Genomic DNA, 25928 nt, shown 5'->3' on the forward strand with positions numbered 1-25928 from the left:
CTTTACCGCCAAACCGGTCAGCGTTCGACGAACCCTGTCAGGTCGCCCCTGGCGGGGTCCCAGCTGTCGACCACAAGATCCACCGTGCCCGGGGTAGTGCCCGAGCGCAGCAACTCCAACAATCGCTCGAGCTGCGTGCGTTCGCCTTCCGCCACGACGAGCACTCGACCGTCACGCTGATTGGACGCATATCCGATCAACCCGAGTTCGAGAGCGCGGGCCCTGGTCCACCACCGAAACCCGACGCCTTGAACGTATCCGTGAACCCACGCCGTCAAACGCACAGGCGCTGTCTCAGCCACGACGCTCAGCCCGCCACACGTTCGAGACGGTGGACCTCACCCAGGAAACCGGTTGTGTAGAGCGAGTTGGGATCCCAGCCAGGGCCGGCGCCGAACTTGACCGCGGATGTGAACGGCAGACCCGAGGCGATCTCACACGAAGATCCCGAATCCGGATCGACGCGCACAACTTTGCCGCCGGCGTTGAAGGCGATATACAGCGCGCCATCCGGTCCGACGGTCAGATCGTCCGCCATGTTTGCCGGACCGAACCCGGGGAGCGTGATCGTTCGCACCGCTCCGCCCAGATCGTCTGCCTCGAGGAGGTGGACGGCGGTCACCATGTCGAAGGTCGTCGTCACGTAAATCGTCGAACCGGAGCGCGCAAGGCCGTCGACGGTGCCGAGATCCTCACGAACGATCGAACTGGTTCCGTCACTGTTGATGACTGTGAGCCCCGGCCGGGTCAGCGTGCGAGCGGTAAGGAAGCGGCTACCGTCCAGCGGCACAAGCCCGTTCGGCATCACCAGACCGTCGGCAATCGTTGTCACCGATCCTTCTGCGACGTCGACCTTGCGAAGGCTGCCGTCGGCGATTCCGAACAGTCCCGAGACAGTCGAGTTGCCCGTGGTGAAGTACACGGATCCGTCACGCGCGACCAGCCCGCCAGGTCCGGTGACGTCACCGACCAGAGTTGTCCGTGTTCCGTCCGGAGCCACTTTCAGCAGTGCACCCGGCCCGATCAGAGCCGACTGCGACAACACCATCGATCCGTTGCCGTCGAATTCGAGATTCTCGAGCATGCCGGCACCAGTCGTCACGACGCTCGACGTCCACGACCCGCAACCACCGGCCGAGCCGTCGACCGGGACCGAGGCGTGCGCCGGAGCACTCACCGCCACAACGGAACCCAGTGCGATCGCAGCGACAATGCTGCCCGCGCGAGACATCAGGCTTCCGTATCGAAAGACAGAGTGACCTTGGTTCCGGCCTTGAGAGTGCGCCCGACGGTGCACACCTTGTCCACGGAGCGCTCGACCAGAGTGATGAGGCGCTGCTGTGCTTCGGCATCCAACTCACTGAGATCGAGTTCGAGAACCTCGTCGAGCTGCGGGTAGACCTCGTTCTCGCGATCGGCGGTGCCGGACACTCGGACCGTCGCGTCGTAGTTATCACCGAGCCGGCGAGAAATCGGGAAGTCGGAGCTCATACCGGTGCATGCGGCCAGCGCGATTTTGAGGAGTTCGCCGGGCGTGAAGACTCCTGGCACCGATTCGGAGCCGATGAGAACCTCTGCGCCGCGCGAACTCTTGCCGGTGTAGAGGCGGGTTCCGGTGCGTTCGACCCAAAGCTCCGTGTGAGCCGGGGCGGTTGCAGCGTTGTCGGGAGTCTGTTCAGCCATGACGCAATCTTGCCACTCCGCCGAACCGGAGGGGCGGGAGACCTAGGCGATTCTCCGTGCCCTCGGGGTCGGCTGACACCGCGGGCAACTGAACGACGATCGATTCATGAACTTCTCACGCTTGATCGGCGCGCCGCATCGCGGGCACGGAAGGTTCTCCTGCCCGTAGGCCGACAGTGACCGGTCGAAGTAACCGGACTCGCCGTTGACGTTCACGTACAGAGCGTCGAAGGACGTACCGCCCTGATCGAGCGCTTCACCCATCACTGCGTGCGCTGCGGTCAACAGCTCTCGAAGTTTGGGCCTGGTGAGGGATTCGGCGATTCGGTTGCCGTGAATCTTTGCGCGCCACAACGATTCGTCAGCGTAGATGTTTCCGATCCCGGATACCACGGTCTGATCGAGAATCGCACGCTTGATCTCGGTGTGCTTGCCCCGCAGGACTTTCACGACGGATTCGAGATCGAATGCAACGTCCATGGGATCGCGAGCGATGTGCGCCACCGACTCTGGCAGCATCGTTCCGTCGACCTCGACGAGAGGTGAAATCGACCAGCCACCGAAGGTTCGCTGATCGACGAATCGAAGATCAGCTCCGGAATCGAGGGCCAACCGAATACGTAGGTGCTTTTCCCAGTCGACGGTCGGGGGTTGGACCAACATCTGTCCGCTCATCCCGAGATGGACTACCAGTCCGACACCGGCAGGCTCGAGAACCAGCCACAGATACTTGCCACGTCGCTCTGCCGAAGCGATGGTCTGGCCGGTGAGTTGGCCGATCAAGTCCTCGGAACCGAGAATGTGGCGCCGGATCGCGCGGGGATGGAGGACCTCGACGGCCTCGATCGCCGCACCTACAGCATGAGACTGCAGGCCGCGGCGAACGACTTCGACTTCGGGAAGCTCAGGCAAGAGTGAACTCAGCCGGCGAGATCAGTCGCGTCGTCGGCAGCGACTGCGCTAGCAGCGGCATTCTCCGACATCGTCTTCCATGCCGAACTTGCTGCCTTCTGCTCGGCTTCCTTCTTGGAACGACCGACACCGACACCCAAGGGCTTGCCACTGATGAGAACGGTGGCCGTGAATTCCTTGTCGTGATCGGGTCCGGTAGCGGTGATCTCGTATACGGGAACTCCGGCACCGTGTTCTGCGGTCAGTTCCTGCAGGCTCGTCTTCCAATCCAGACCCGCGCCCAGAAGCGGTGCGCGAGTGAGTAGATCGTCGAACAGATCGAGAACAACGCGTCGCGCAGTCTCGATGCCGTGTTGCAGGTGGATGGCGCCGAGAATCGACTCCATACCGTCGGCGAGGATGGACGGCTTGTCACGGCCGCCCGTCATTTCCTCACCCTTACCCAGCAGCAGGTGCGCTCCGAGTCCACCTTCACCCAGAGTCCTGGCAACCTCGGCGAGTGCATGCATGTTGACCACGCTGGCACGGATCTTCGCCAGATCACCTTCGGATTTGTCCGGGTGGGACAGATAGAGATTTTCGGTCACCGTGACCCCGAGAACGGAATCCCCGAGAAACTCGAGGCGCTCGTTCGTGGGCAGTCCGCCGTTCTCGTACGCGTACGAGCGGTGCGTGAGAGCCAGGGTCAGAAGACCGGGCTCTATATCTACGCCGACAGCGGCGAGGAGCTTGTCGTGATTGCCCTCGCCGCCGGCGGCTGAAACTGTATTTTCGCTCGTCATAGTCTTTCTCCGGGGAGAACTAGACAGCAGCGGTTACCTGGCGGCCCTTGTAAGTACCGCATGACGGGCATGCGATGTGGGGAAGGGTCTGCTCGCCACAGCCACGGTTGGGGCAGGTAACGAGGGTGGGCACAGTGGTCTTCCACTGGCTACGACGCGACCGCGTGTTGGATCGCGACATTTTGCGCTTGGGGACAGCCACTTCTACTTCTCCTCGGCTTCGGTGATCACAAGATTTTCGCTGGTGTTTGATTCCACGCCAAATTTGGCCGCGAGACCAGCCCAGCGAGGATCAAGTATGTCATGCCCATGCCCAGATTCCGCAATCGCCAGGCGAATGCCACATTCTGAGCACAATCCCAGGCAATCGTCACTGCACAGAGGCTGGAGCGGAAGCGCCAGCCCGACTGCATCGACGATGACCGGTTCGAGGTCGATTTCGTCGTCTTCGACCGCGTAGACCTCTCCCTCTTCCGTCGTCTCCTCGGTGGTGCTGTCCGGGTAAGCGAACAACTCCGTGAGATAGATGTCCACGGTGTCGGTGAACGGTTCGAGGCACCGCGAGCACTCACCCTTGGTGGGTGCGTGCACGTTTCCGGTGACAAGAACACCTTCAGACACAGCTTCGAGACGAAGATCGAGATCTATGTCCGCGCCCGCTTCGATCGCGATCAGATCGAGACCGATACGGTTCGGGGACTGAATTGTTCTCTCGACGGTACGCATCGACCCTGGACGACGACCGAGCTTGACCGTGTCCAGCAAAAATCCCGCATCACTTGACTGATGCGACGAACTACGACGATGCGTTGACAAAGAGAACTCACCTAACTGTTGAAACTGGTATGGGCAACCACTCCACAATACGGCAGCTACAAGGCAAATCCCAATTCCATCCACGAAAAAGTGGGCCGCCCCATATCGGACGACCCACCCTCGACTGCCTGATCCGCTCTAGCGGCGCCGCTCCGAACGACGATCGTCGTCTTGGTAATCGGGAACTCCCGAACCCGTTCGAAGCTGCTGACGACCGCGCCCGACCGATCGAACGGTTCCCGTGAGGAACTCCTCGAACTCGGCCAACTTGGTGTCAACGTACAGGTCGCACTCCGACCGCATCCGATCGGACTCGGCGTGAGCGGCGTCGATCACCCGCGCGGATTCCGCGTGGGCTGACTGGACAACCTCGGTCTGCGAGACCAGACGAGCCTGCTCGGCCGTTCCCTCGGCCACCGAATGGTCGTACGAAGCCTGGCCAGACTCGATCATCCGATCGGCCTCGGTACGCGCCCGTCCGGTCACTGCGTCGTACTCACGACGGCCGTCCGTGACAGTGCGTTCAGCTTCTGCTTCTGCGTCCTCGACCAACTGATCGGCGTGTGCACGTGCTTCGGCAACCATGCGATCGGCCTGAGCCTTGGCGTCGGACAGAATGCGGTCGGCGTCGTCGCGTGCGTTCTCCACCGTCGTCGTCGCCTCGGCGTTGGCGCTGCTGACCGTCTTCTCCGCGTTAGCTCGCGCGTCACCGACCAGTTTGTCCCGATGATCGAGGACGTCCTGAGCGTCGTCCAGCTCGCTCGGAATTGCGTCCCGGACGTCGTCGAGCAGCTCGAGTACGTCACCGCGAGGCACGACACACCCTGCGGTCATGGGAACACCGCGCGCCTCTTCGACAATTGCGACCAGTTCGTCCAGTGCCTCGAATACGCGGTACACAAGCAACCCCAATCTCTACCGGCCGAATTCGGCCCACATCGTCACCGGTCCACTCGGACCTGTGCCCGTTCCTGTCCAAGTTTGCCGGAAGAACGGCCAACGGGGCGTCGTCGTGGTCGGTGTGTCGGGGATCAGCTGTTTTCTGCTGCTCGTTCGGCGATACGCGCGAGTAGCCGAGAATGCACCTTGGCCGGGAGCATGTCGGAGACGTCGCCACCGAAGGTCGCAACCTCCTTCACGAGAGAACTCGACAGGTAGCTGTAGGTCGGATTCGTGGCGACGAAGAGCGTGTCGACGCCAGTGAGCTTCTGATTCATCTGAGCCATCTGCAGCTCGTAATCGAAGTCGTTCGCGCCGCGCAGACCCTTGACGATCGCGCTGAGGCCTTCTTGTTTTGCAAAGTCAACCAACAGTCCGTGCCACGACGTGACCCGAACATTGAGGAGGTGACTCGTCGCGTCTTCGAGCATCTCGATCCGCTCGTCGATCGTGAACATGCCACGCTTGCTCTTGTTGATCAGCACGGTGACCACGACCTCGTCGAATTGCGCAGCAACTCTTCCGATTACGTCGAGGTGACCATTGGTCACAGGGTCGAAGGATCCGGGGCAAACGGCGCCAGTCATGAGTCCAGACCGTAGCAGGTGGCCAGCTCGATGCGGGCTTCACCGTAGTTCTTGGCCTTGATCGGCTCGTAGCCCGGCGGCCACACGGTCTCGGGCGAGCGCGACGAACGTTCGAGTACGACGATGGTGCCCTCCCCCACCCATTTGTTGGCCTGCAGATCGGTGAGCATGGACACGACGGCCTCGTCGGTCACCGCGTACGGCGGGTCCGCGATCACGATGTCGTATTCACGCGCGCTCGGACCCGAGACCACGGCCGCGACCGGAGCGGCACGAACCGTCGCCCCAGGCAACGCGACAGTGTCGATGTTCGCCTTGATGACGGCAGCAGCCTTGGCATCCGATTCCACGAGAACGACGTGCTCGGCCCCCCGCGAGAGCGCTTCGAGGCCCAGAGCACCCGAACCCGCAAAGAGGTCGAGAACCGCGCACCCTTCGAGATCGATGCGCGCTTCGAGAGCACTGAACAGCGCCTCACGAACCCGATCCGATGTCGGACGGGTGCCGCTCGGCGGGACTCGCAGGCGTCGACCGCCCGCGAGTCCCGAGATGATGCGTGTCACTCTGCGGCGCTCTCCCCCGTCGAGACGACTACCAGCAGGTCTCCGCCCTCGACCTGTTGGACGGCGCTGATCGCGATCCGCGAGACGACGCCGGCGCGCGGCGAGGTGATCGCCGCTTCCATCTTCATCGCTTCGATCGTGGCCACGGTGTCGCCGGCCTCGATCTTCTGGCCTTCCTTCACCGCGAGTGTCACGACGCCCGCGAACGGTGCAGCCACGTGGCCCGGGTTGTTCTTGTCGGCCTTCTCCGCCACCGGTACGTCACTGGCAATGGAGCGATCGCGGATCGAGACCGGGCGCAGCTGGCCGTTCAGGATGCACATGACAGTGCGGTAGCCGCGCTCGTCGGGCTCGGAGATCGCTTCGAGACCGATGATCAGTTCCACGCCGGGAGCCAATTCGACGCGGTGCTCGTCGCCGCGCCGCAGACCGTAGAAGAACTGGTTCGCCGAAAGCCGCGACGTGTCACCGTACTTCTCGCGGTGCTCGAGGAATTCCTTTGTCGGGCCGGGGAACAGCAGACGGTTCAGCGTCGCCTGACGGTCCTTCGACGAGCCCTCCAGCAGTACCTCGTCCTCGGCGGAGAGCGTCGCTTCGGGCTTGGCCTGGCCACGGCCTTCGAGCGCCTTGCTGCGGAACGGTTCCGGCCAGCCACCGGGAGGCGTACCGAGTTCGCCGCGCAGGAAGCCGACCACGGAGTCGGGGATGTCGAACTTCGCCGGATCTGCGGCGAACTCCTCCGAAGGCACACCGGCGCCGACAAGATGGAGAGCGAGGTCGCCGACAACCTTCGACGACGGCGTCACCTTCACCAGATGCCCGAGCATGCGGTCTGCGTCGGCGTACTTGGCTTCGACCTCTTCGAACCGGTCGCCGAGGCCGAGAGCAACGGCCTGGGTCCGGAGGTTGGAGAGCTGGCCACCCGGGATCTCGTGCGTGTACACACGTCCCGTCGGAGCCGGTAGCCCGGATTCGAAGGGCGCGTACACCTTTCGCAGCGCCTCCCAGTACGGCTCGAGGTCGCACACGTTCTGCAGGTTCAGTCCGGTGTCGAACTCGGAGTGCGCGGCAGCGGCGACGATGGCCGAGAGCGCAGGCTGGCTGGTGGTTCCGGCCAGTGCCGCCGAAGCACCGTCGACTGCGTCGGCGCCCGCCTGCCACGCGGCGAAGTACGTGGCCAACTGTCCACCGGGGGTGTCGTGCGTGTGGACGTGAACCGGCAGATCGAAGTTGCTGCGTAGCGCCGTCACGAGCTTGGTGGCCGCCGGAGCGCGCAGCAGGCCGGCCATGTCCTTGATCGCGAGCACGTGAGCGCCGGCATCGACGATCTCTTCGGCCAACTTCAGGTAGTAGTCGAGCGTGTACAGCGTTTCGTTCGGATCCGACAGATCGCCGGTGTAGCTCAGCGCCACCTCGGCGAGAGCCGTTCCCGTCTCACGCACCGCGTCGATGGCAGGGCGCATCTGGTCGACGTTGTTGAGCGCGTCGAAGATTCGGAAGATGTCGATGCCGGTGTCGGTGGCTTCCTGAACGAATGCGCGCGTGACCTTCTCCGGATAGGGCGTGTAGCCCACCGTGTTTCGTCCGCGAAGGAGCATCTGGAGGCAGATGTTCGGGATCGCTTCACGGAGCGCGGCGAGCCGGTACCACGGATCCTCGTGCAGGAAGCGAAGTCCCACATCGTACGTCGCGCCGCCCCAGGCTTCGATCGAGAGCAGTTCCGGCGTCAACCGTGCAACGTGCCCGGCAACTCCCAGCAGTCCGCTGGTTCGAACTCGCGTGGCCAACAACGACTGATGCGCGTCACGGAAGGTGGTGTCGGTGACGCCGACGGCCTTCTGCTCACGCAGTGCCTTCGCGAAACCTTCGGGACCGAGTTCGAGCAGACGCTGGCGGCTGCCGGCGGGCGGCGGCGTCGAAAGGTCGATCTTGGGCAGCTTGTCCTGCGGGTACACCGAAGAGGGACGCTCGCCGTGCGGCTTGTTGACCGTCACATCGGCGAGGTAGGTCAGGATCTTGGTGCCGCGGTCGGCGGAGGAACGCAGGGTCAGCAGCTGCGGACGTTCCTCGATGAAGGAGGTGGTCACACGTCCAGCCCGGAAGTCCGGGTCGTCGAGAACTGCCTGCAGGAACGGAATGTTGGTCGAGACGCCACGAATACGGAACTCCGTGACCGCGCGGCGAGCTCTCGCGACAGCGGCTTCGAGGTCGCGACCACGGCAGGTGAGCTTGACCAGCATCGAGTCGAAGTACGCTCCGACCTCGGCACCGAGCGTCGCGCCGCCGTCAAGGCGGATACCGGCGCCGCCCGGGGTGCGGTACGCGGTGATCCGGCCCGTGTCCGGGCGGAATCCGTTGGCCGGATCCTCGGTCGTGATGCGGCACTGCAGCGCCGCGCCGCGCAGCTTGATCGTGTCCTGTGACAGACCCAGATCTGCAAGCGTCGAACCGGACGCGATCTTGAGCTGCGACTGGACCAAGTCCACGTCCGTCACTTCTTCGGTGACGGTGTGCTCCACCTGAATTCGCGGGTTCATCTCGATGAAGACGTGGTTGCCGCGCTTGTCGAGGAGGAACTCGACAGTGCCGGCGCACGTGTACCCGATCTCCTTCGCGAAAGCGACGGCGTCGGCACAGATCTTGGCGCGCAACTCTTCCGAGAGGTTGGGGGCCGGAGCAAGCTCGATCACCTTCTGGTGGCGACGCTGCAGCGAGCAGTCACGCTCGAAGAGGTGGATGACGTTGCCCTGCTCGTCGGCGAGGATCTGCACTTCGATGTGCCGGGGGTCGATGACGGCCTGCTCGAGGAAGACCGTCGAATCGCCGAAGGCCGACTCCGCTTCGCGCGCTGCGGCTTCGATCGATTCCTTGAGCTGTGAGCGTTCCGCAACGCGGCGCATTCCGCGTCCGCCGCCGCCGGCGACAGCCTTGACGAAGATCGGGAAGGTCATGTCCTCGGCTGCTGCGAGCAACTCGTCGATGTCCGCTGACGGCTCCGAAGACGCGAGCACCGGGAGACCGGCGGCCTTGGCCGCGGCGATGGCGCGTGCTTTGTTGCCGGTCAACTCGAGGATCTCCGCGGAGGGACCCACGAACTTGATGCCTGCCTCGGCGCACGCCGCCGACAGATCCGGGTTCTCGGAGAGGAAACCGTAACCGGGGTAGATGGCGTCCGCTCCGGCGCTCTTGGCGGCGGCGACGATTTCCTCGACCGAGAGATACGCGCGAACGGGGTGACCCTTCTCCCCGATCTGATAGCTCTCGTCTGCCTTGAGGCGGTGGATCGAGTTCCGATCCTCGTACGGGAACACCGCGACGGTTCCGGCACCTAGTTCGTAGGCGGCACGGAAGGCACGGATCGCAATTTCGCCGCGGTTCGCGACGAGCACTTTGGAGAACATTCGAGAAAACTACCCCGATTTCATCTTGCGTCTACATGCGGAGTCTCATATTTCGGACTGAATCGAGAAACCAACCCGGCGGTCCTCGTGCTATTCGATTTCAGCTTGTCGTCATACCCGTCACGACTTCTCGAGGTACTCGATCCGGTCGGAGTCCAGCGCGGCGGTCACCATGGAAGCCAGGGCGGGATGACCGTCGAGCGATGGATCGTCGTCGACGATTCCCTGGGCGAACTCCCGGGCGGATTCGAGGATGTCTCCGTGTGCCATGAGAGATAGCAGCCGCAGGTTCGAGGTCGTGCCCGACTGCGCCGCTCCGAGGATGTTGCCTTCGCGTCTGGTCGCGAGGTCGAGCTGAGCCAGTTCGAACCCGTCGTTGGTCGCGGCCACCGCGGAGAGTCGCTCGTATGCCGACCCGCCGGGATTGCTTCCGGTGACGAGGATGCAGAGTCCCTGGTGCTTCCCTCGGCCGACACGACCACGCAGCTGATGGAGTTGACTGACACCGAACCGTTCGGCATCGACGATCACCATCACCGTCGCGTTCGGGACGTCCACACCGACTTCGACGACAGTCGTACAGACGAGGACGTCGATGTCACCGACGTTGAACGCGCTCATCACGACGTCTTTTTCGTCGGAAGGCAGTCGACCGTGCAGCAACCCGACTCGTAGATCGGCCAGCGGGCCACTCGACAGCTCTTCGAAGACGTCGACCGCCGACTTGGTCTCGGGCTGTTTCTCCTCGGTGAACTGGTCCTCACCTGCACCCTGCTCACCGTCGCCGATCCGCGAGCACACGACATACGCCTGACGACCAGCGGCGACGTCCTCACGGATTCGTTCCCATGCGCGATCCACCCACTGCGGCTTCTGCTTCGCGGGCACGACGCTGCTCTTGATCGGGGTTCGCCCACGCGGTAGTTCCCGCAGGGTCGAGACCTCGAGGTCGCCGAGCACCGTCATGGCGATGGTTCGCGGAATCGGCGTTGCCGTCATCACCAGCAGATGCGGACTCAGACCTTCACGCGCTCGTGATCGCAACTGATCACGTTGCTCGACGCCGAAGCGATGCTGCTCGTCGACGACAACCATGCCGAGGTTGAAGAACTCCACGTTGTCCTGGATGAGCGCATGGGTACCGATGACGATCCCGGCGTCGCCGGTCACGGCTTCGAGCAGCGCTGCGCGCTTCGCAGCGACAGGCAGCGAGCCGGTCAGAAGGGCGATACGGGTGGAATGTTCGGCCGAACCGAGTTCACCACCTGCCGCCAACGGACCCATCATCTTGCGCAGTGATCGCGCGTGCTGATTTGCCAGGACCTCGGTGGGTGCGAGCAGCGCGCACTGATAACCCGCATCGACGACCTGCAGCATCGCGCGCAGAGCCACGATGGTCTTGCCTGACCCGACCTCGCCCTGAAGAAGCCGGCTCATCGGGTGTGGGCGGGCGAGGTCGCTGGAGATCTCCTCCGCGACTGCTTGCTGTCCCTCCGTCAGAGTGAACGGGAGCATCTCCTCGAACTGGTCCGCGATCCCGCCGGCAACCGGAGCGCAGGCCGGAGCCACACGCTCGGAATTGTCGTGACGACGCATCGCGAGGACCAACTGCAGAGACAGCGCCTCGTCGAATCGCAGACGATCCTGCGCTCGTTCGATGTCTTCCTTGGTATCTGGAAGGTGAACAGTGCGCAGTGCCTCGTCCAAACCGATGAATCCGTGCTCGGCCCTGGTCTCGGCGGGCAACGACTCCTCGATCTGATCGAGTTGGTCGAGTACTTGCCGCACGCACCGCATGATTGTCCAACTCTCGACCTCGCGGGTCGCCGGGTACAGCGGGATCAATGCGCGGTCGAAGACGGAGAGATCGAGTTCGGCTCCAGGATCCTGATTTGCGCGAGCCAGACCGGCAAGGTCACCGGCCCCCTTGATGGATGCCAGGGGTACCACTGAATCCTCTTCGCCGACACGAGGTTCCGGGAGGATCAGGTAGCTCGGATGAGTGAGAGACCACTTCCCGCGGAAGTACTTCACCGTCCCGGAGAACATCGCCCGCACGCCGGGCTTGATGACGTGACGCACCTTCTGCGGATTGAAGAACGTGACGTCGACGGTCTGCGAATCGGTCGCGAGCGAGACCCTCAGCATCTGTCCCGGACGGTTCTTCATCTTCACGACGGCTGCCGACGTCACCCGCGCGATGATAGTGATGTGCTCACCTTCGGGCGGCTCCTTTTCGGCAAGTTCCTTGCCTGCCGACGCGTACCGGTGTGGGTAGTGACGCAGCAAGTCCTCGACAGTCCGGATCTCGAATGCCTCGTCGAGCGCCTCCGCGGTCTTCTTTCCCAGCAGCCGATCGAGTGGGTCGCCGAGCGTCGCCATCAGTTCCTCCAGCACAGTGTCGCGGTAAGCACAGGTGTTCGTATATCAGCAGCCACCGACAGACTCGGTCCGATCACTCCACGCCCAACTGGAACAAGTCACCGGGCTGATCTCCCTGATACACGAGTACATCCACACCGGGGTGGTGCGCGATCACGTGGGCTTCCAACTGTGCTGCCAGGTCGTCCGGTGCGTCGGCCCCCATGAGAAGGGTCACGAGTTCACCGCCGGATCCGAGGGCAAGATCAACCAATCGCGCACTCGACTCCGCGACGTCGGGACCGATGAGCACCACCTCGTGACCCATCAACCCGATCGCGTCACCCGGATCACACGTCCCGACGTAGGTCAGCGAGCGCTCGACGGCAATACGCAAAGATCCCCAGCGCGTCGCCGCTGCAGCCTCGGACATCGTGAAGCCGTCGTCGGCGACGTTGCGCTGGGCGTCGTGAACGGCGAGGGCGGCCAAGCCCTGCACCATCGACGACGTCGACAGCAACAGGACCTGGTGAAGCGGATCGCGTGCAGCGGCACTGACTGCGACCAGTTCCTGAGCGGTCAAAGCTCCGTTCGGTAACACGAGGACTTCGCTTCGCTCCATCTGACGAATGCGGCCGAGCAGCTGCGCGCGTGTCACCGGAGCGTCGTCACAACGAAGAACCGTCGCGCCCTCACTCTCGAACAACGCCGACGCGCTTTCACCGGCGACGACAGCCAGAACGCCGCGTGCGCCGGCGCCCGGGAATCGCCTCTCAGCCCGTGCCACCAGCTGGTCGCGTTCGTCGACGAGAAAACTGCTGATGCGAATGCCGTGGACCTTTCCGGCCTCGAGGCCTGCTTCCACCGCCGCGCCGGCATCGCAGCAATGTACGTGCACGGACCAGCCGCCGAAGCCGTCGCTGACGATGACCGTCGAATCCCCGAGGACGGAGAGTCGCGTGCGCAGCGCCGCCATCCGGTCGTCGTCGGAGTCGTCGACGAGGTACATGACCTCGAAATCCTGTTCCGAGTGATCACCACATTCGATCGGGCTCTTGTGAGCCCAATCGTGATCGAATGCGCTGACATCTACCAGGGAGGCCGAGCGCAGGTCCGGTGTTCCCAGATCCTCGCGGACCTGAGACTTCCCTGTCACCACCTCGACAAAGGCGTCGAGGATCAGAACTAGACCGAACCCCCCGGCATCGACCACCCCGGCGGACGCCAGAACGTCCAGCTGCTCCGGCGTCTTGTTCAGTGCGACCGCAGCGGCGTCGGCCGCGGCGGCAACTACGGATGCAAGATCCTCGCCGCTCGGCGTCCTGGTGTCGACGCACTCCTGCGCTGCTTCTCCCGATGCACGCAAAACCGTGACGATGGTGCCTTCCACCAGATCGGAGACAGCCCGAGAGGCCAGAGTCGTCGCCGTGGTCAGCGAGTTCGCGAAGCTGCGGCCGTCGATGCGCTCGCCTTGAACGCTCTCGGCGATACCCCGGATCACCTGGGAGAGGATCACTCCGGAATTACCCCGGGCGCCGGAGACCGCGCCCCGAGCCAGAGCGTTGGCGACGCGGCCCGCACTGCGGACGTCGTCCTCGATCGTCTCGGCGGAATCGAGCGCGGCCCGCATCGTGAACAACAGATTGGTGCCGGTATCCGAATCAGGGATGGGAAAGACGTTGAGGCTGTTGATCTCTCCGCGACGTTTCTGGAGGCTGTCGACGGCCCGGCGGGCCCACCGCCGCAGCAGGTGTCCGTCCGCGACGGATTCTGCTTCTTCGGCGCCAGTCCCTCGGCCATCGTCGGCGACGCCTTGCACTTCCCCCACTGACGGTTCCCCTCGACGATGGAAAGACTGACGATGAAAAAGAGATCGGTGATCGGTGCAGTCGAGGGTAGTCCGACGCTTCTGCGCAACCGTCATTACCGGGCGGTTTGGCCATTCGGGCCGGAAGCGGTTACTCTTACACGGTTGCCTCGAACGGGCTACACGAAATAATGCTGCACTTTGTTTGTTGCTGATTGACTGTTTTCACGTTCGGCTGCACAGTGAGCGGTCAAGGATCGGTTCGAAGTCGAGTATATTCGGATTGTAATTCTGGCTGCCCTACCGTGTAGGGTAACCACTTCAATATTCATTTCTAACAAGGAGTTCGCGACTATGGCTGCCGTCTGCGACGTATGCGCCAAGGGGCCCGGCTTCGGTAAGTCGGTCTCGCACTCGCACCGGCGTACCAATCGTCGCTGGAACCCGAACATTCAGTCTGTTCGTACCGAGGTTGCCCCGGGTAACACCCGTAAGGTCAACGTGTGCACCTCCTGCCTGAAGGCAGGCAAGGTCGCTCGGGGCTGATTGCCCGAGCACAAACTATTGCAGGCTCTGCCCCCGTCACTTCTGTGACGGGGGCAGAGCTTTATCGATGTGACTGTATCTATCTGTCCCCGTTTTTCGTATGGCTGTCAGACACCCGTAATGTGCGTTGAGTGACTTCTATCGATGACCTGAGCAAGGTGACCCTCGACGAGGGTGTACTCCGCATCACCATTTCCACCGCCGCCAACGGCACCTCCCTCGACGACGAAGGACTGGTTCAGGGCGCGCAGGCGCTCGAGACAGTCGGAAACGACATCGGGAGCATCCTTCTGGTCGGCGAAGGCGCAAACTTCTGCGCCGGGGGCAACGTCCGTGCGTTCGCCGCAGCCCCCGATCGCGGCGAGTACGTCGCCGAGGTTGCCCGCGTCTTCCACGTGTTCGTTCGCGCGCTCGACGCCGCGACCGCTCCAGTCGTGGCCGGGGTCCACGGATGGGCTGCCGGTGCCGGAATGAGCCTGGTCTGCCTCGCCGACGTCGCAATCGGCGGCACCGGCACCAAGCTTCGTCCCGCCTACCCCTCCATCGGATTCACCCCGGATGGCGGAATGTCATGGACGCTCCCCCGCATCGTCGGCGTGGCACGCGCTCGCGAGATTCTTCTCAACGATTCGGTGATCGGTGGCGACGAAGCCGTCCGGCTGGGGATCCTCACCCGACTCGTCGGCGACGACGAAGTGCAGGAAGAGGCAGCTCGCCTCGCCCGCGCCTTGGCCAACGGACCGAGCACGTCGTACTCGGGAATCAAAGCGCTGCTGCGTTCGTCGCGGACGAACTCGCTCGCCGAGCAACTCGACGCCGAAGCCGCGTCCATCGCCATCGCGGCGAACAGCCCCGTCGGCCGCGAAGGTGTCGACGCGTTCGTCGACAAGCGTCGCCCCGATTTCACGTCCGCAAAGCAGGCGTAGTCGAATGGCCGTGCCGAACGTCGCGTCACGACGTTCGGCACGGCAGTTCGATCAGACGCAGTTCGATCCACCCAGATTCCAGTCGACCGGGTCGGCCCCGAGTCCGGTCAAGAGCTCGTTCGCACGACTGAACGGACGCGAACCGAAGAAACCGCGCGAAGCCGAAAGCGGTGACGGGTGCGCGGATTCGATGATCGGTGTGTCGCCGAGCATCGGCGCGAGAGTGGCCGCGTCACGACCCCACAAGATCGCGACCATCGGTGACGATCGCGCGACCAGAGCGCGGATGGCCTGCTCGGTCACCGGCTCCCAGCCCTTCTTGCGATGCGAAGCGGCTTGGCCCGGCTGCACGGTGAGAACGCGATTGAGAAGCAGCACACCTTGTTTCGACCACGGAGTCAGATCGCCGTTCGACGGTATCGGCAATCCGAGATCCTGGTGATATTCCTTGTAGATGTTGCCGAGGCTTCGCGGAACCGGCCGCACGTCCGGGGCGACCGAAAAGCTCAACCCGACAGCATGACCGGGCGTCGGATAGGGGTCTTGACCGACGATGAGCACTCGAACGTCGTCGAACGGATTCGTGAACGCACGCAAGACGTTCTCCCCCGCCGGCAGATACTCTCGCCCCGCAGCGATCTCTTCACGCAAGAACGTGCCCATCGCGGAGATCTGCTCCGACACCGGTTCGAGTGCCCGCGCCCACCCTGGATCGACGATCTCTGCAAGCGGCGCCATCAGTCGAGCCTGCGCAACGCGTCGCGGTAGTACGCCGCGTTGGCTGCGTACATCTTGACGTTGCCGTCGAGGTGACCGAGCGGGACCTCGTATCCCGCACGGACCTTGGCGGGCACACCGAGCACCATGCTGCGCGGCGGAACCTGCATCTTGTTGGCTACCACCGCACCAGCGGCGACGATCGACCCCGTCCCGATCACCGTTCCGTTGAGGACCACGGACCCCGATGCGATCAGGCAATGGTCTTCGATGGTCGAACCTTCGATGTGTGCGTTGTGGCCCACTACGCAGGCCGAACCGATGACGGTCGCATCGATGGCGGTGCAGTGGATGACGGTTCCGTCCTGGATGTTGGATCCGCGACCGACCGAAATGGTTCCGTAGTCACCACGCAACACCGCTTGCGGCCAGATCGAGGTGCCCGCCGCGAGAGTCACGGCGCCGATTACCACCGCGTCCGGGTGGACGTATGCGTCCGGATGTATGTCCGGAACTCTGTCTCCAAGTGCATATACAGCCATGAAAGCAACCTATACCGCAGTGGTGCCGGTGGTCGAAAAGCTGTGCCAACCTCCGCCGCTCTCGCGAAGAGAACCGTCGACGGAAACGCCGGAACCGGGGGCGACCTGACCGATCACGGTCCATCCCGACGGAATCTCGACCTCCGGTCCGAAAGTTGCTGCAAATCCGTGATCTTCACCACCGGACAGGATCCAGTGCAGCGGATCGACATCGAGCGCCTCGGCCGCCGACGAGACGTCTGGTGAGGTGGGAACCGCGGCCGACAAGATGTCGAACCGTACGTGTGATGCCTCTGCGAGATGTCGAAGATCCGCGATCAATCCGTCGGAGACATCCGTCATGGAATGTGCTGATTCTGCGGCGTCCCATGCCGATTGATACGGCGGATCCGGAACACGATGAGAGGCAAGTAGATCTGGAAAGCTGCAGGCTTCGTCGAGCAGTTCGGTTTCGTCGAGCAATAGTGCCAATCCCGCTGCCGAGCAACCGAACAGCCCGGCGACAGCGATCTTGTCACCGACCTTTGCTCCCGAACGGAGAACTGCCGGACGGCCACCGAGATCGCCGAGCACGGTCACCGACACGACGATCACCGGTGACTGGACCAGGTCACCGCCGACCACACCGGCCCCCAGATCTGTTGCCGCGTCCCAGATCCCGGCCGAGATTCCGTCGATCACGTCGACGGGAGTCGAGGGCGGGCACCCCAGGGACACCGTGAATGCCGTCGGCCTGGCTCCCATCGAAACCACATCAGCGGCGTTCTGGGCCACCGCCTTGCGGCCGATATCCCGTGGCGAAGACCAGTCCACTCGGAAATGCCGACCTTCGACCAACATGTCGGACGAGACAACCACTCGGCCGTCACCGGACGTCACGATCGCGGCATCGTCACCCGGCCCCAATTCGGTGGTGACCGGTTGGATTCGGCCGACCAGAGATCGCGCGATCACGTCGAACTCCCCCACCTGTTCGACAGTGTGCTGTGATTCGAACTCCGATGATGCAGTGAACTCCGATGATGCGATGAGTGTCTCCAATGCCGACGCAATTCGCTCGTAAGCGGCCTGCGGTACCTTCTAGCTGTGGTCGTGAATGCTTCTGCAAGCTCACGCGTGTGTCGGCAATCCTACCGATTCACCGGCGTGTCCTCAGAAGTGACAAGACCGCTGATCGACTGGACCAGGACCCGAGCGAAGAACTGAGCATGGCAGACAACACTTCCACCGCAGACAACGCCGACATCGACCCCGACGGCGAGGACGACCCGACCGAACGCCGTAGCCCGGCACTGATCGCCACTGCCATCGCACTGCCGGTAGCCCTGATCGTCGGAGTGGTGATCGCAGCCGTCGTCGCGGGCAATAATCCTGAACTCTCACCGGTAGCGCTGGGACCCGTACCGGCACCGGCAGCGGAGTCGGAGGCCTGCGTTTCTCTCCTCGACGCGCTCCCCGACAAGATCGACGACTTCACGAAAGCCGAGTTGGTGGAACCTGCCCCGGCCGGAGCGGCCGCGTGGCAGCGCAGCGAAGGTGAGCCGATCGTCTTGCGCTGCGGGCTCGACCGTCCGACCGAGTTCGACCAGGCGGCCGCGCTCCAGGTCGTGAACGGCGTCCAGTGGTTCCAGGTCTCGGGAACCGACATCGGTCTGGCGGCCAGCACCTGGTTTGCCGTCGACCGTGGTGAGTACATCGGCATCACGGTTCCCGACGGGACCGGCCCGACGCCGATTCAGGAGATTTCCGACACCATCACGGCGACTCTGGAACAGAAGCCTCTCGACCCGGCGCCGGTCGCGGTCCCCTGATCAGCGAAGACCGGTGCCGCGAGCGATGGCGGTATCGACCAGAGTCGAAATCAAAGTGCGGTAATCGATTCCGGTGGCGTTCCACATCTTCGGGTACATCGAGATGGAAGTGAACCCGGGCATCGTGTTGATCTCGTTGATCACCGGGCCGTCAGCGGTCACGAAGAAATCGACCCGCGAGAGTCCCTGGCAATCGAGTGCCTTGAACGCGCGGACGGCAAGCTCTCGAATCTGGTCGCTCACCGCCTCGTCGAGTTTCGCGGGGATGTCGAATTCGCAGACGTCGTCGAGGTACTTGGTGTCGAAGTCGTAGAACGCATCCGAATCGGCGTCGGAATCCGGCATCCGGATCTCGGCGACCACACTCGCCTTGACGTCGCCGTTCGGGAATTCGAGGACGCCGCATTCCACCTCACGGCCGATGATCGCGCCTTCGACGATCACCTTGGGATCGTGCAGGCGTGCATGAGCGATTGCCCCGTCCAGACCGTCCCAATTACTCACCCGAGTGATGCCGATGGACGAACCACCTCGAGCGGGCTTCACGAACACCGGAAGGCCCAACTCCGCCTTCTGCTCTTCGGTCAGCGTTGCGGTTCCCGGTCGAAGCACGACCTGCACTCCGACTGGAAGTCCTTCAGCGGCAAGAAGCTTCTTCGTGAACTCCTTGTCCATGCCGGCGGCGCTGGCCAGGACTCCGGGTCCGACGTACGGAACCCCGGCAAGTTCGAGCAGACCCTGAATGGTGCCGTCTTCGCCGTAAGCGCCGTGCAGGACCGGGAACACGACGTCGACCGACGCGAGCACAGCCCCGGCGTCAGAGCCGTCGAAGGAAATGACCTCACCCTCGCGGGTGGGGTCCGCGCTGAGGACCACCGACGTTCCGTCCTTGTCGACCGACGGCAGCGCGCGCCCACTGATCGCCAGGGAGCTGGGGTCGCTCGAACCGAGCACCCAGGAACCGTCGACGGTGATACCGATCGGTACGACGTCGTACCGATCGGGGTCGAGGTTGCTCAGGACGCTTCCGGCGGAAACACAGGACACTGAATGCTCATTGCTCCGGCCACCGAAGATCACGGCCACGCGGGTACGACTGCTGTTCACGCGTCAAACCGTACCGCCGAATCGACTTCGGCACGCGATCGGGCCGGACCGGAAATCATCGACGTGGTCCGTTTACGCGTCGAGTGCGCGCTCGATATCGGCAAGGAGGTCGGTGGTGTCCTCGATGCCACAGGCGATTCGGACAAAACCTGCACCGACCGGATCGCCCCAGCGCGCTCGGCGATCCGCCGTCGTGTGGATCCCGCCGAAGCTGGTGGCAGCCGTGACAAGAAGACTCGCTTCGACGAACGAGTGGAATGCCTGAGCCGAATCCAACTCGACGCTCACCAGTCCGCCGAAGCGATTCATCTGACCGGATGCCGTTGCGAAGGACGGGTCACCGCAAAGACCGGGGTAACGAACGGACCGGACTGCTTTGTGACCTACCAACATCTCGGCCAGTGCAAGCGCGTTGTCGCACTGACGCCCGAATCGCAGTCCTGCGGTGCCGAGACTCCGGTGCGCGAGCCACGTCTCGAAGGGTCCGAGCACCGTTCCCGAGAGGAGCCGCTCGCGCTCGATTCGCTGACCGACCGCCCCATCAGAGGTCGCGACGTAACCCATCAGGAGGTCACTGTGCCCGCTGAGGGCCTTGGTGCCGCTGGCCACCACGATGTCGGCACCCAATTCGAGCGGGCGCTGACCCAACGGTGTTGCAGTCGTGTTGTCGACGATCAGGAGCGCACCCGAACGGTGGCACACGGCGGCGAGGACGCGAAGGTCGACCACGTCCAGCACCGGGTTGGACGGCGTCTCGGCGACGACGACCACGCGGCCCGGCGACGCCTCGATCAGATCCGTGAAGCTCGCGTCACCCATCTGCAGGGTCGAGACCTCACGAACGGTGATTCCCAACGGAGCCAACCGTTCGTTCGCGTACAACCGCACCTGGTAGTACCCGTCCGAGGGCACGACGACCGTGTCCCCGGTGACGAGGACGCTGCGCAAGGTCGCGGTGATCGCGGACATCCCCGATCCCATGACGAGTGCGTGGTCCGCTCCCTCGAGCGCCGCAAGCGCCGATTCGAGTCCGCGCCAACCCGGGTTCGAGGCACGAGCGTAGGTATCGGATTCGGAACCTTCGTCGGCTGAAAGTTGGTACGGCGCAGCAAATATCGGACCGAGCTGCATCGGCTGACCTGCCGCGTGTTCCGGTGCTACCGCGCTGACACTGCGCGTCGAATCCCCGTAACCCTCGAAGTGACTCACACCGATTTCACTCACTCCGGCTTGGTCCGGCGTCCGAGCAACTGACCGATCGCATCGCTGACGGCCATGCCTTCGTGGCACACCCGATGGACCGCGTCGGTCAACGGCATCTCGACGTCGTATCCGGCAGCGAGTGCTCGCACCGATGTGCACGACTTCACCCCTTCGGCCACCTGCCCGTTTGTCGCCTTCTGCGCCGACTCCATCGACCCGCCCCGTCCGAGCCGCTCGCCGAACGTCCGGTTTCGCGACAGCTCGGAGGTACAGGTCGCGACCAGGTCACCGACTCCCGCCAGACCGGCAAGTGTCGATGCCTTGGCTCCGAGCGCAACGCCGAGACGAATCGTCTCGGCGAGCCCGCGGGTGATGATGCTGGCGACGGTGTTGTCGCCGAACCCACTACCGGCGGCCATGCCGCAGGCCAGTGCAATAACGTTCTTGCACGCACCACCGATCTCACAACCGATGACGTCGGAATTGGTGTACGGCCTGAAATAGCCGGTAGCGCAAGCATCCTGGAGAGCGAGGGCACGCGAGGAATCCGAGCAGGCGATCACCGTCGCCGCGGGCTGCCCGCTGGCGATCTCGTGTGCAAGATTCGGACCCGAGAGCACTGCGACGCGCCCGGGTTCCACGCCGGTCACCGACACGATGACCTGACTCATGCGCATGAGCGTCCCCGTCTCGATCCCCTTGGCCAGACTCAGCAGAGTCGCATCGGGTCCGATCGAGCCCTTCCACTGCTCCAGGTTTCCCCGTAGCGACTGCGAGGGAACCGCCAGCACGATGAAGTCCGCGCCTGCCATCGCCTCCTCGTGGTGGTGGGTCGCGCGAATCGACGAAGGCAAAGCAATGCCTGGCAGATAGTCGCTGTTCTCGTGCGTGGTGTCGATGCGCTTCGCGACCTCTTCACGCCTGGCCCACATCGTCACGTCGGTTCCGGCTTCGGCCATCACCTTCGCCAACGCCGTTCCCCACGAACCTGCGCCCAGTACAGCTGCCTTACTCACACGCTCACCCCGTCTACCCGGCGAAGCGGGTCGCCGCCAGAAAAATCGTCTGCACAGAGTATCGCCTGTAGCTCGCTGCGGTGGGCAGCCGCGGACACCAAGCGCGATGACTGGCAAGATCGAGGAATGGACAGCGCGGAACCCCCGTACCCACACGCCGTGGAGACGCCGCATGCGCACGCGGAGATCGAACGCCCCATGCATGCGATAGTTGCCGTCAAGTCCTTGAGATCGGCCAAGTCTCGCCTCGCGGACGAACTCGACTCGGACGCGCGGGCGGACCTCGTGTTGGCAATGCTCCACGACACCCTGTCCACTGTTGCCGCCGTCTCGGCGATCGACAGCGTCACAGTGGTCACCCCCGACCCGACCGTCGCCGCTCTGGCGTATTCCGCCGGCGTCACCGTCTATGCCGATCCAGCTCCCGACGGCGCACGAACCAACGGCGCCGCACCGCGCACGGAGGAAACCCTCAACGCCGCGTTGAGTGCAGCGGCCGCCGACATCCGAGCCAAGCGCGGAGCGGTCGACCTCGTTGTGCTGCAAGCTGACTTGCCCGCCATGCAACCGAGCGAGTTGTCGGAGGCGGTGGTCGCAGCCCGAAGCGGCGGTCGTTCCGTCGTCGTCGATCACCACGGCACCGGCACCTCGGCGCTCTTTGCGTGTGGTGAGAGCTCACTCGACCCTCGATTCGGTCCAGAATCCGCACGCGCACATACTAATTCGGGAGCACGGCGACTGACCGGTCAGTGGCCGGGACTGCGGACCGACGTCGACACCCATGCCGACCTCGACGCTGTGCGAGCACTGGGAGTGGGCCCCGCGACACTGGCTTCGTTGACCAGACTCAAGGCCGCGCCGTCGAACAGTCGATGAATTTTCTTTCATCGATTGTCGGACCGCGCGATTGTGGGGGATGATCGACGAGTGAGCAATGGCGAAGCACTCGAAAACCGCATTTCCGAAGACCAGTCGGACGGAGATCACAGCTCCGGCCGACACGAGAACGGCGCGGCCACGTCGCCGCGATCTCAAGCCGTCGCGACTGCCACCAACATCCCGGGCGCTCCCCCTGCAGCTACCAAGGCAGAGCTACCCGAACTGCTCGTCGGACTTCCCGAGGATCGTTACCTCAACCGCGAACTCAGCTGGCTCGATTTCAATGCGCGCGTTCTCGCATTGGCCGCCGACGAGTCACTGCCGTTGCTCGAGCGGGCAAAGTTCCTGGCAATCTTTGCTTCCAATCTCGACGAATTTTTCATGGTCCGGGTGGCCGGGCTCAAGCGCCGCGACGAGACGGGACTGTCGGTCAGGTCCGCCGACGGTCTGTCCCCACGCGAACAATTGGCGCTCATCGCGCGTCGCACCCAGGAACTCGCCGACAAGCACGCACACGTGTTTCTCGACTCGGTCCGCCCCGCGCTGGCGGCAGAAGGCATTTCGATTGTTCGGTGGGCCGATCTCAGCGCCGACGATCACGGCCGACTCTCGGCGCATTTCCACGAGCAAGTTTTCCCGGTACTGACGCCATTGGCAGTCGATCACGCCCACCCGTTCCCCTACATCAGCGGACTGAGCCTCAACCTCGCCGTCACCGTGAAGGACTCCGTCACCCGCGGCGAACACTTCGCTCGCGTCAAGGTCCCCGACAACGTCGGCCGGTTCGTGCGAGTCAAGAGCACGACGTCTTCGTCCACCATCGATTCGTTCCTCCCGATGGAGGAACTGATTTCGGCTCATCTGGACGTACTGTTCCCCGGAATGGAAATCGTCGAACATCACGCTTTCCGAATCACACGCAACGCCGATTTCGAGGTCGAAGAGGATCGCGACGAGGATCTGTTGCAGGCGCTCGAACGCGAATTGGCGCGTCGCCGTTTCGGTTCGCCCGTCCGACTCGAAGTCGCGGACGACATGACCGAGCACATGCTCGAACTGCTTCTGCGTGAACTCGACGTCGACCCGGCCGACGTGATAGAGGTGTCCGGTCTCCTCGACTTGTCCTGCCTCTGGCAGGTTTACGCCGTCGACCGCCCGGCACTCAAGGACGCTCCGTTCGTCCCGGCGACGCATCCGGCGTTCGGCGAGCGTGAGACGCCGAAGAGTGTGTTCTCGACCCTGCGCGACGGCGACGTGCTCGTCCACCATCCTTACGACTCGTTTTCCACCAGCGTTCAGCGCTTCATCGAACAGGCCGCCGCCGATCCGCAGGTGCTCGCGATCAAGCAGACCCTGTACCGCACTTCGGGCGACTCCCCCATCGTCAACGCACTGATCGACGCCGCCGAGGCCGGCAAGCAAGTTGTTGCCCTCGTGGAGATCAAAGCGCGCTTCGACGAGCAGGCCAACATCAAGTGGGCACGCAAACTCGAGCAGGCCGGCGTTCACGTCGTCTACGGTTTGGTCGGTCTCAAGACTCACTGCAAGACGTGCCTCGTCGTCAGGCGTGAGGGGTCGACCATTCGTCGTTACTGCCACATCGGCACCGGCAACTACAACCCGAAGACCGCGCGCATGTACGAGGACGTCGGATTGCTCACCGCAGCACCGGAGATCGGCGCGGACCTCACAGACCTCTTCAACTCGCTGACCGGATACTCCCGTAAGACGAGTTACCGCAACCTTCTCGTCGCGCCGTACGGGGTTCGCCGCGGGATCATCGAGCGGATCGACAACGAGATCGCTCACAAGCTCGCGGGCCGCGATGCCGGTATCCGATTGAAAGCCAACGCATTGGTGGACGAGCAGGTCATCGACGCGTTGTACCGCGCGTCCAAGGCCGGTATCCCCGTCGAGATCGTGGTCCGCGGAATCTGCGCGCTCAAACCGGGTGTTCCGGGCCTCAGCGAAAACATCGAAGTACGTTCCATTCTCGGCCGGTTCCTCGAACACTCGCGAATGTTCCATTTCCGCTCTGCCGACGAATTCTGGATCGGCAGCGCAGACATGATGCACCGCAACCTCGATCGCCGCGTCGAGGTCATGGTGCAGGTCAAGGATCCGAAACTGTCGAAGCAACTCGGTGACATCTTCGATTCCGCGCTCGATCCCCGAACTCGCTGCTGGGTACTGCATCCGGACGGCAGTTGGGTAGCTGCCCCCGAACGCGGCGAGGACGTACGTGAGCATCAGCAGTCGTTGATGCGCAGCCGCACGTCCAGCGGGTCTTGACGGGCTCGGATCACACAATGAGCGACAAGCCGGTCAAAGCCAACATCTTTGCCGCAGGCGCGGTTCTGTGGCGGAAGGCTCCTGAGGATCCTTCCGCCGTCGAGATCGCCGTCGTACATCGACCCAAGTACGACGACTGGTCATTCCCCAAAGGAAAACTCGACCCCGGCGAGACCTTCCTGACCGCGGCGGTTCGCGAAGTGCGCGAAGAGACCTCGATCACGGGACGTTTCGGCAGGCACCTCGGTGGCGTGACATACCCGATCCCGGGGCATCGCAAACTCAAGCGGGTCGAATACTGGTCGGCAGAAGCAGTCGACGGAGATTTCGGACCGAATAACGAAGTAGATGTCCTTTATTGGCTTCCGGTCGCCGAGGTCGCCGATCATCTTTCGTACCCGATGGATCGAATGATTCTTCGCCGCTTCGTTTCCATTCGGCCGGACACGAAAACGGTATTACTCGTCCGCCACGCAAAAGCCGGAAGCCGGAAGCGATACAAGGGCGACGACAATCTGCGTCCACTCGACGCCAAGGGCAAAGAGCAATCGGCCGCGTTGGTCGAGCAGCTGAAAATCTTCGGCGCCGATTCCGTTTTCGCGGCCGACCGTACTCGCTGCATCGACACGGTGATGCCGTTGGCGGAGGCATTGAGTGTCGAGATTTCTACGGAACCTCTTCTGACCGAAGAAGGTTATGCGGCCGATCCCGATGCCGCTCGGGCCCGTGCGCTACAGATCGCCGCGCTGGAGGGCACACCCGTGATCTGCAGCCAAGGGGGCGTCATTCCCGATCTGATGCACTGGTGGGCCGATACGGCCGGCGTAACACTGCCCTCTGCACGCAACCGTAAGGCGAGCACCTGGGTGCTCTCGTTCCTAGACGGCCGTCTTGTCGCGGCCGATCACCTCGACAGCCCACTCCCCAAAGTCGCCAATTCCTGAGGGATTTGGGCAACTGGAGCCGGGGACCGATTCGGTAGTTTTGCAAAGCACTGAAACACAGGGGAATTCAGACTTCTCCGACACAGCAAAAAGA

General features: G+C 63.3%; 25 protein-coding genes. 6 read left to right on the forward strand and 19 right to left on the reverse strand.

Annotated features, from left to right (window positions below):
• Positions 1-17: 17 nt before the first annotated feature.
• The 13 genes from ACSW29_RS24855 to ACSW29_RS24915 all read right to left on the reverse strand — a co-directional run bounded on the left by ACSW29_RS24855 (position 18) and on the right by ACSW29_RS24915 (position 13872).
• Positions 18-302 (reverse strand): acylphosphatase, encoded by a 285-nt coding sequence (locus ACSW29_RS24855; protein ID WP_230812898.1) that lies wholly within the window; start codon positions 300-302, stop codon positions 18-20.
• Positions 303-307: 5 nt separating this feature from the next.
• Positions 308-1231 carry an SMP-30/gluconolactonase/LRE family protein gene (locus ACSW29_RS24860; protein WP_347872165.1) on the reverse strand — a complete coding sequence of 308 codons (924 nt, stop codon included), beginning with the start codon at positions 1229-1231 and terminating at the stop codon, positions 308-310.
• Positions 1231-1683 (reverse strand): OsmC family protein, encoded by a 453-nt coding sequence (locus tag ACSW29_RS24865; protein WP_230812887.1) that lies wholly within the window; start codon positions 1681-1683, stop codon positions 1231-1233. The genes ACSW29_RS24860 and ACSW29_RS24865 overlap by 1 nt, the downstream gene beginning before the upstream one ends.
• 42 nt (positions 1684-1725) lie before the next feature.
• Complete coding sequence (gene mutM, locus ACSW29_RS24870; RefSeq protein WP_230812885.1) at positions 1726-2595, reverse strand: bifunctional DNA-formamidopyrimidine glycosylase/DNA-(apurinic or apyrimidinic site) lyase; 870 nt, start codon at positions 2593-2595, stop codon at positions 1726-1728.
• Positions 2596-2603: 8 nt separating this feature from the next.
• The gene (rnc, locus tag ACSW29_RS24875) at positions 2604-3377 is read right to left on the reverse strand and encodes a ribonuclease III (protein ID WP_317827884.1); all 774 of its coding nucleotides are present in this window, start codon (positions 3375-3377) and stop codon (positions 2604-2606) included.
• A 19-nt stretch (positions 3378-3396) separates the two neighbouring features.
• Positions 3397-3579 carry a 50S ribosomal protein L32 gene (gene rpmF, locus ACSW29_RS24880; protein ID WP_007729318.1) on the reverse strand — a complete coding sequence of 61 codons (183 nt, stop codon included), beginning with the start codon at positions 3577-3579 and terminating at the stop codon, positions 3397-3399.
• Positions 3580-3581: 2 nt separating this feature from the next.
• Positions 3582-4142: a YceD family protein gene (locus tag ACSW29_RS24885; RefSeq protein WP_007729319.1), complete on the reverse strand. Its 561-nt coding sequence runs from the start codon at positions 4140-4142 to the stop codon at positions 3582-3584.
• Positions 4143-4331: 189 nt separating this feature from the next.
• A complete protein-coding gene (locus ACSW29_RS24890; RefSeq protein WP_317827920.1) occupies positions 4332-5093 on the reverse strand; it encodes a DivIVA domain-containing protein in 762 nt (253 codons plus the stop codon).
• 131 nt (positions 5094-5224) lie between these two features.
• Entirely contained in the window at positions 5225-5719 is a 495-nt protein-coding gene (coaD, locus tag ACSW29_RS24895) for a pantetheine-phosphate adenylyltransferase (RefSeq protein WP_230812875.1), read from the reverse strand.
• Positions 5716-6282, reverse strand: coding sequence for a 16S rRNA (guanine(966)-N(2))-methyltransferase RsmD (rsmD, locus tag ACSW29_RS24900; protein ID WP_317827885.1), 567 nt, complete (start codon positions 6280-6282; stop codon positions 5716-5718). The genes coaD and rsmD overlap by 4 nt, the downstream gene beginning before the upstream one ends.
• Positions 6279-9683: a pyruvate carboxylase gene (locus ACSW29_RS24905; protein WP_347872163.1), complete on the reverse strand. Its 3405-nt coding sequence runs from the start codon at positions 9681-9683 to the stop codon at positions 6279-6281. Before ACSW29_RS24905 ends, rsmD begins: the two co-directional genes overlap by 4 nt.
• A gap of 120 nt (positions 9684-9803) precedes the next feature.
• Positions 9804-12065, reverse strand: a complete 2262-nt coding sequence (gene recG / locus ACSW29_RS24910) for an ATP-dependent DNA helicase RecG (protein WP_448278558.1) — start codon at positions 12063-12065, stop codon at positions 9804-9806.
• A gap of 73 nt (positions 12066-12138) precedes the next feature.
• Positions 12139-13872, reverse strand: a complete 1734-nt coding sequence (locus ACSW29_RS24915) for a DAK2 domain-containing protein (protein WP_448278534.1) — start codon at positions 13870-13872, stop codon at positions 12139-12141.
• 333 nt (positions 13873-14205) lie between these two features.
• On the opposite strand from ACSW29_RS24915, the gene rpmB reads away from it, so the two are divergent.
• Entirely contained in the window at positions 14206-14397 is a 192-nt protein-coding gene (gene rpmB / locus ACSW29_RS24920) for a 50S ribosomal protein L28 (RefSeq protein ID WP_003942669.1), read from the forward strand.
• Positions 14398-14528: 131 nt separating this feature from the next.
• Positions 14529-15323, forward strand: coding sequence for an enoyl-CoA hydratase-related protein (locus tag ACSW29_RS24925; RefSeq protein ID WP_230812869.1), 795 nt, complete (start codon positions 14529-14531; stop codon positions 15321-15323).
• Positions 15324-15374: 51 nt separating this feature from the next.
• Here the strand turns inward: ACSW29_RS24925 and ACSW29_RS24930 are convergent, their stop codons facing one another.
• From ACSW29_RS24930 to ACSW29_RS24940, 3 genes are read right to left on the reverse strand one after another with little or no spacing between them, the layout of a single operon-like run.
• Positions 15375-16061: a uracil-DNA glycosylase gene (locus ACSW29_RS24930; RefSeq protein ID WP_230812867.1), complete on the reverse strand. Its 687-nt coding sequence runs from the start codon at positions 16059-16061 to the stop codon at positions 15375-15377.
• On the reverse strand, positions 16061-16582 hold the full coding sequence (locus tag ACSW29_RS24935) for a gamma carbonic anhydrase family protein (protein ID WP_448278535.1): 522 nt from the start codon (positions 16580-16582) through the stop codon (positions 16061-16063). The genes ACSW29_RS24930 and ACSW29_RS24935 overlap by 1 nt, the downstream gene beginning before the upstream one ends.
• Positions 16583-16591: 9 nt before the next feature.
• Positions 16592-17623, reverse strand: a complete 1032-nt coding sequence (locus ACSW29_RS24940; protein ID WP_448278536.1) for a thiamine-phosphate kinase — start codon at positions 17621-17623, stop codon at positions 16592-16594.
• A gap of 77 nt (positions 17624-17700) precedes the next feature.
• Between ACSW29_RS24940 and ACSW29_RS24945 the strand changes: the two genes are divergently transcribed.
• Positions 17701-18393 (forward strand): DUF3515 domain-containing protein, encoded by a 693-nt coding sequence (locus ACSW29_RS24945; RefSeq protein ID WP_230812856.1) that lies wholly within the window; start codon positions 17701-17703, stop codon positions 18391-18393.
• Here the strand turns inward: ACSW29_RS24945 and ACSW29_RS24950 are convergent, their stop codons facing one another.
• The 3 genes from ACSW29_RS24950 to ACSW29_RS24960 form a co-directional block, all read right to left on the reverse strand.
• Positions 18394-19500 (reverse strand): D-alanine--D-alanine ligase family protein, encoded by a 1107-nt coding sequence (locus ACSW29_RS24950; RefSeq protein ID WP_317827890.1) that lies wholly within the window; start codon positions 19498-19500, stop codon positions 18394-18396.
• A 72-nt stretch (positions 19501-19572) separates the two neighbouring features.
• Positions 19573-20724 carry a cystathionine gamma-lyase gene (locus tag ACSW29_RS24955; RefSeq protein WP_347872161.1) on the reverse strand — a complete coding sequence of 384 codons (1152 nt, stop codon included), beginning with the start codon at positions 20722-20724 and terminating at the stop codon, positions 19573-19575.
• Positions 20721-21719, reverse strand: coding sequence for an NAD(P)H-dependent glycerol-3-phosphate dehydrogenase (locus ACSW29_RS24960; protein ID WP_019747941.1), 999 nt, complete (start codon positions 21717-21719; stop codon positions 20721-20723). The genes ACSW29_RS24955 and ACSW29_RS24960 overlap by 4 nt, the downstream gene beginning before the upstream one ends.
• Positions 21720-21917: 198 nt before the next feature.
• Between ACSW29_RS24960 and cofC the strand changes: the two genes are divergently transcribed.
• From cofC to ACSW29_RS24975, 3 genes are all read left to right on the forward strand, one after another.
• Positions 21918-22595, forward strand: a complete 678-nt coding sequence (cofC, locus tag ACSW29_RS24965; protein WP_411742565.1) for a 2-phospho-L-lactate guanylyltransferase — start codon at positions 21918-21920, stop codon at positions 22593-22595.
• A 180-nt stretch (positions 22596-22775) separates the two neighbouring features.
• Positions 22776-24890 (forward strand): RNA degradosome polyphosphate kinase, encoded by a 2115-nt coding sequence (locus tag ACSW29_RS24970; RefSeq protein ID WP_374227985.1) that lies wholly within the window; start codon positions 22776-22778, stop codon positions 24888-24890.
• 17 nt (positions 24891-24907) lie between these two features.
• The gene (locus tag ACSW29_RS24975; protein ID WP_317827893.1) at positions 24908-25834 is read left to right on the forward strand and encodes a bifunctional NUDIX hydrolase/histidine phosphatase family protein; all 927 of its coding nucleotides are present in this window, start codon (positions 24908-24910) and stop codon (positions 25832-25834) included.
• Positions 25835-25928 lie beyond the last annotated feature (94 nt).

The organism is Rhodococcus sp. GB-02 (assembly GCF_053470465.1).

Excerpts from the sequence above, each read along its gene's own strand:
- ACSW29_RS24935 (WP_448278535.1), bottom strand. The coding sequence starts at position 16,582 with ATGGCTGTATATGCACTTGGAGACAGAGTTCCGGACATACATCCGGAC.
- rnc (WP_317827884.1), bottom strand. The coding sequence starts at position 3,377 with ATGACGAGCGAAAATACAGTTTCAGCCGCCGGCGGCGAGGGCAATCAC.
- ACSW29_RS24975 (WP_317827893.1), top strand. The coding sequence starts at position 24,908 with ATGAGCGACAAGCCGGTCAAAGCCAACATCTTTGCCGCAGGCGCGGTT.
- ACSW29_RS24860 (WP_347872165.1), bottom strand. The coding sequence starts at position 1,231 with ATGTCTCGCGCGGGCAGCATTGTCGCTGCGATCGCACTGGGTTCCGTT.
- coaD (WP_230812875.1), bottom strand. The coding sequence starts at position 5,719 with ATGACTGGCGCCGTTTGCCCCGGATCCTTCGACCCTGTGACCAATGGT.
- cofC (WP_411742565.1), top strand. The coding sequence starts at position 21,918 with ATGCATGCGATAGTTGCCGTCAAGTCCTTGAGATCGGCCAAGTCTCGC.
- ACSW29_RS24865 (WP_230812887.1), bottom strand. The coding sequence starts at position 1,683 with ATGGCTGAACAGACTCCCGACAACGCTGCAACCGCCCCGGCTCACACG.
- recG (WP_448278558.1), bottom strand. The coding sequence starts at position 12,065 with ATGGCGACGCTCGGCGACCCACTCGATCGGCTGCTGGGAAAGAAGACC.
- ACSW29_RS24930 (WP_230812867.1), bottom strand. The coding sequence starts at position 16,061 with ATGGCGCCGCTTGCAGAGATCGTCGATCCAGGGTGGGCGCGGGCACTC.
- ACSW29_RS24905 (WP_347872163.1), bottom strand. The coding sequence starts at position 9,683 with ATGTTCTCCAAAGTGCTCGTCGCGAACCGCGGCGAAATTGCGATCCGT.
- rpmB (WP_003942669.1), top strand. The coding sequence starts at position 14,206 with ATGGCTGCCGTCTGCGACGTATGCGCCAAGGGGCCCGGCTTCGGTAAG.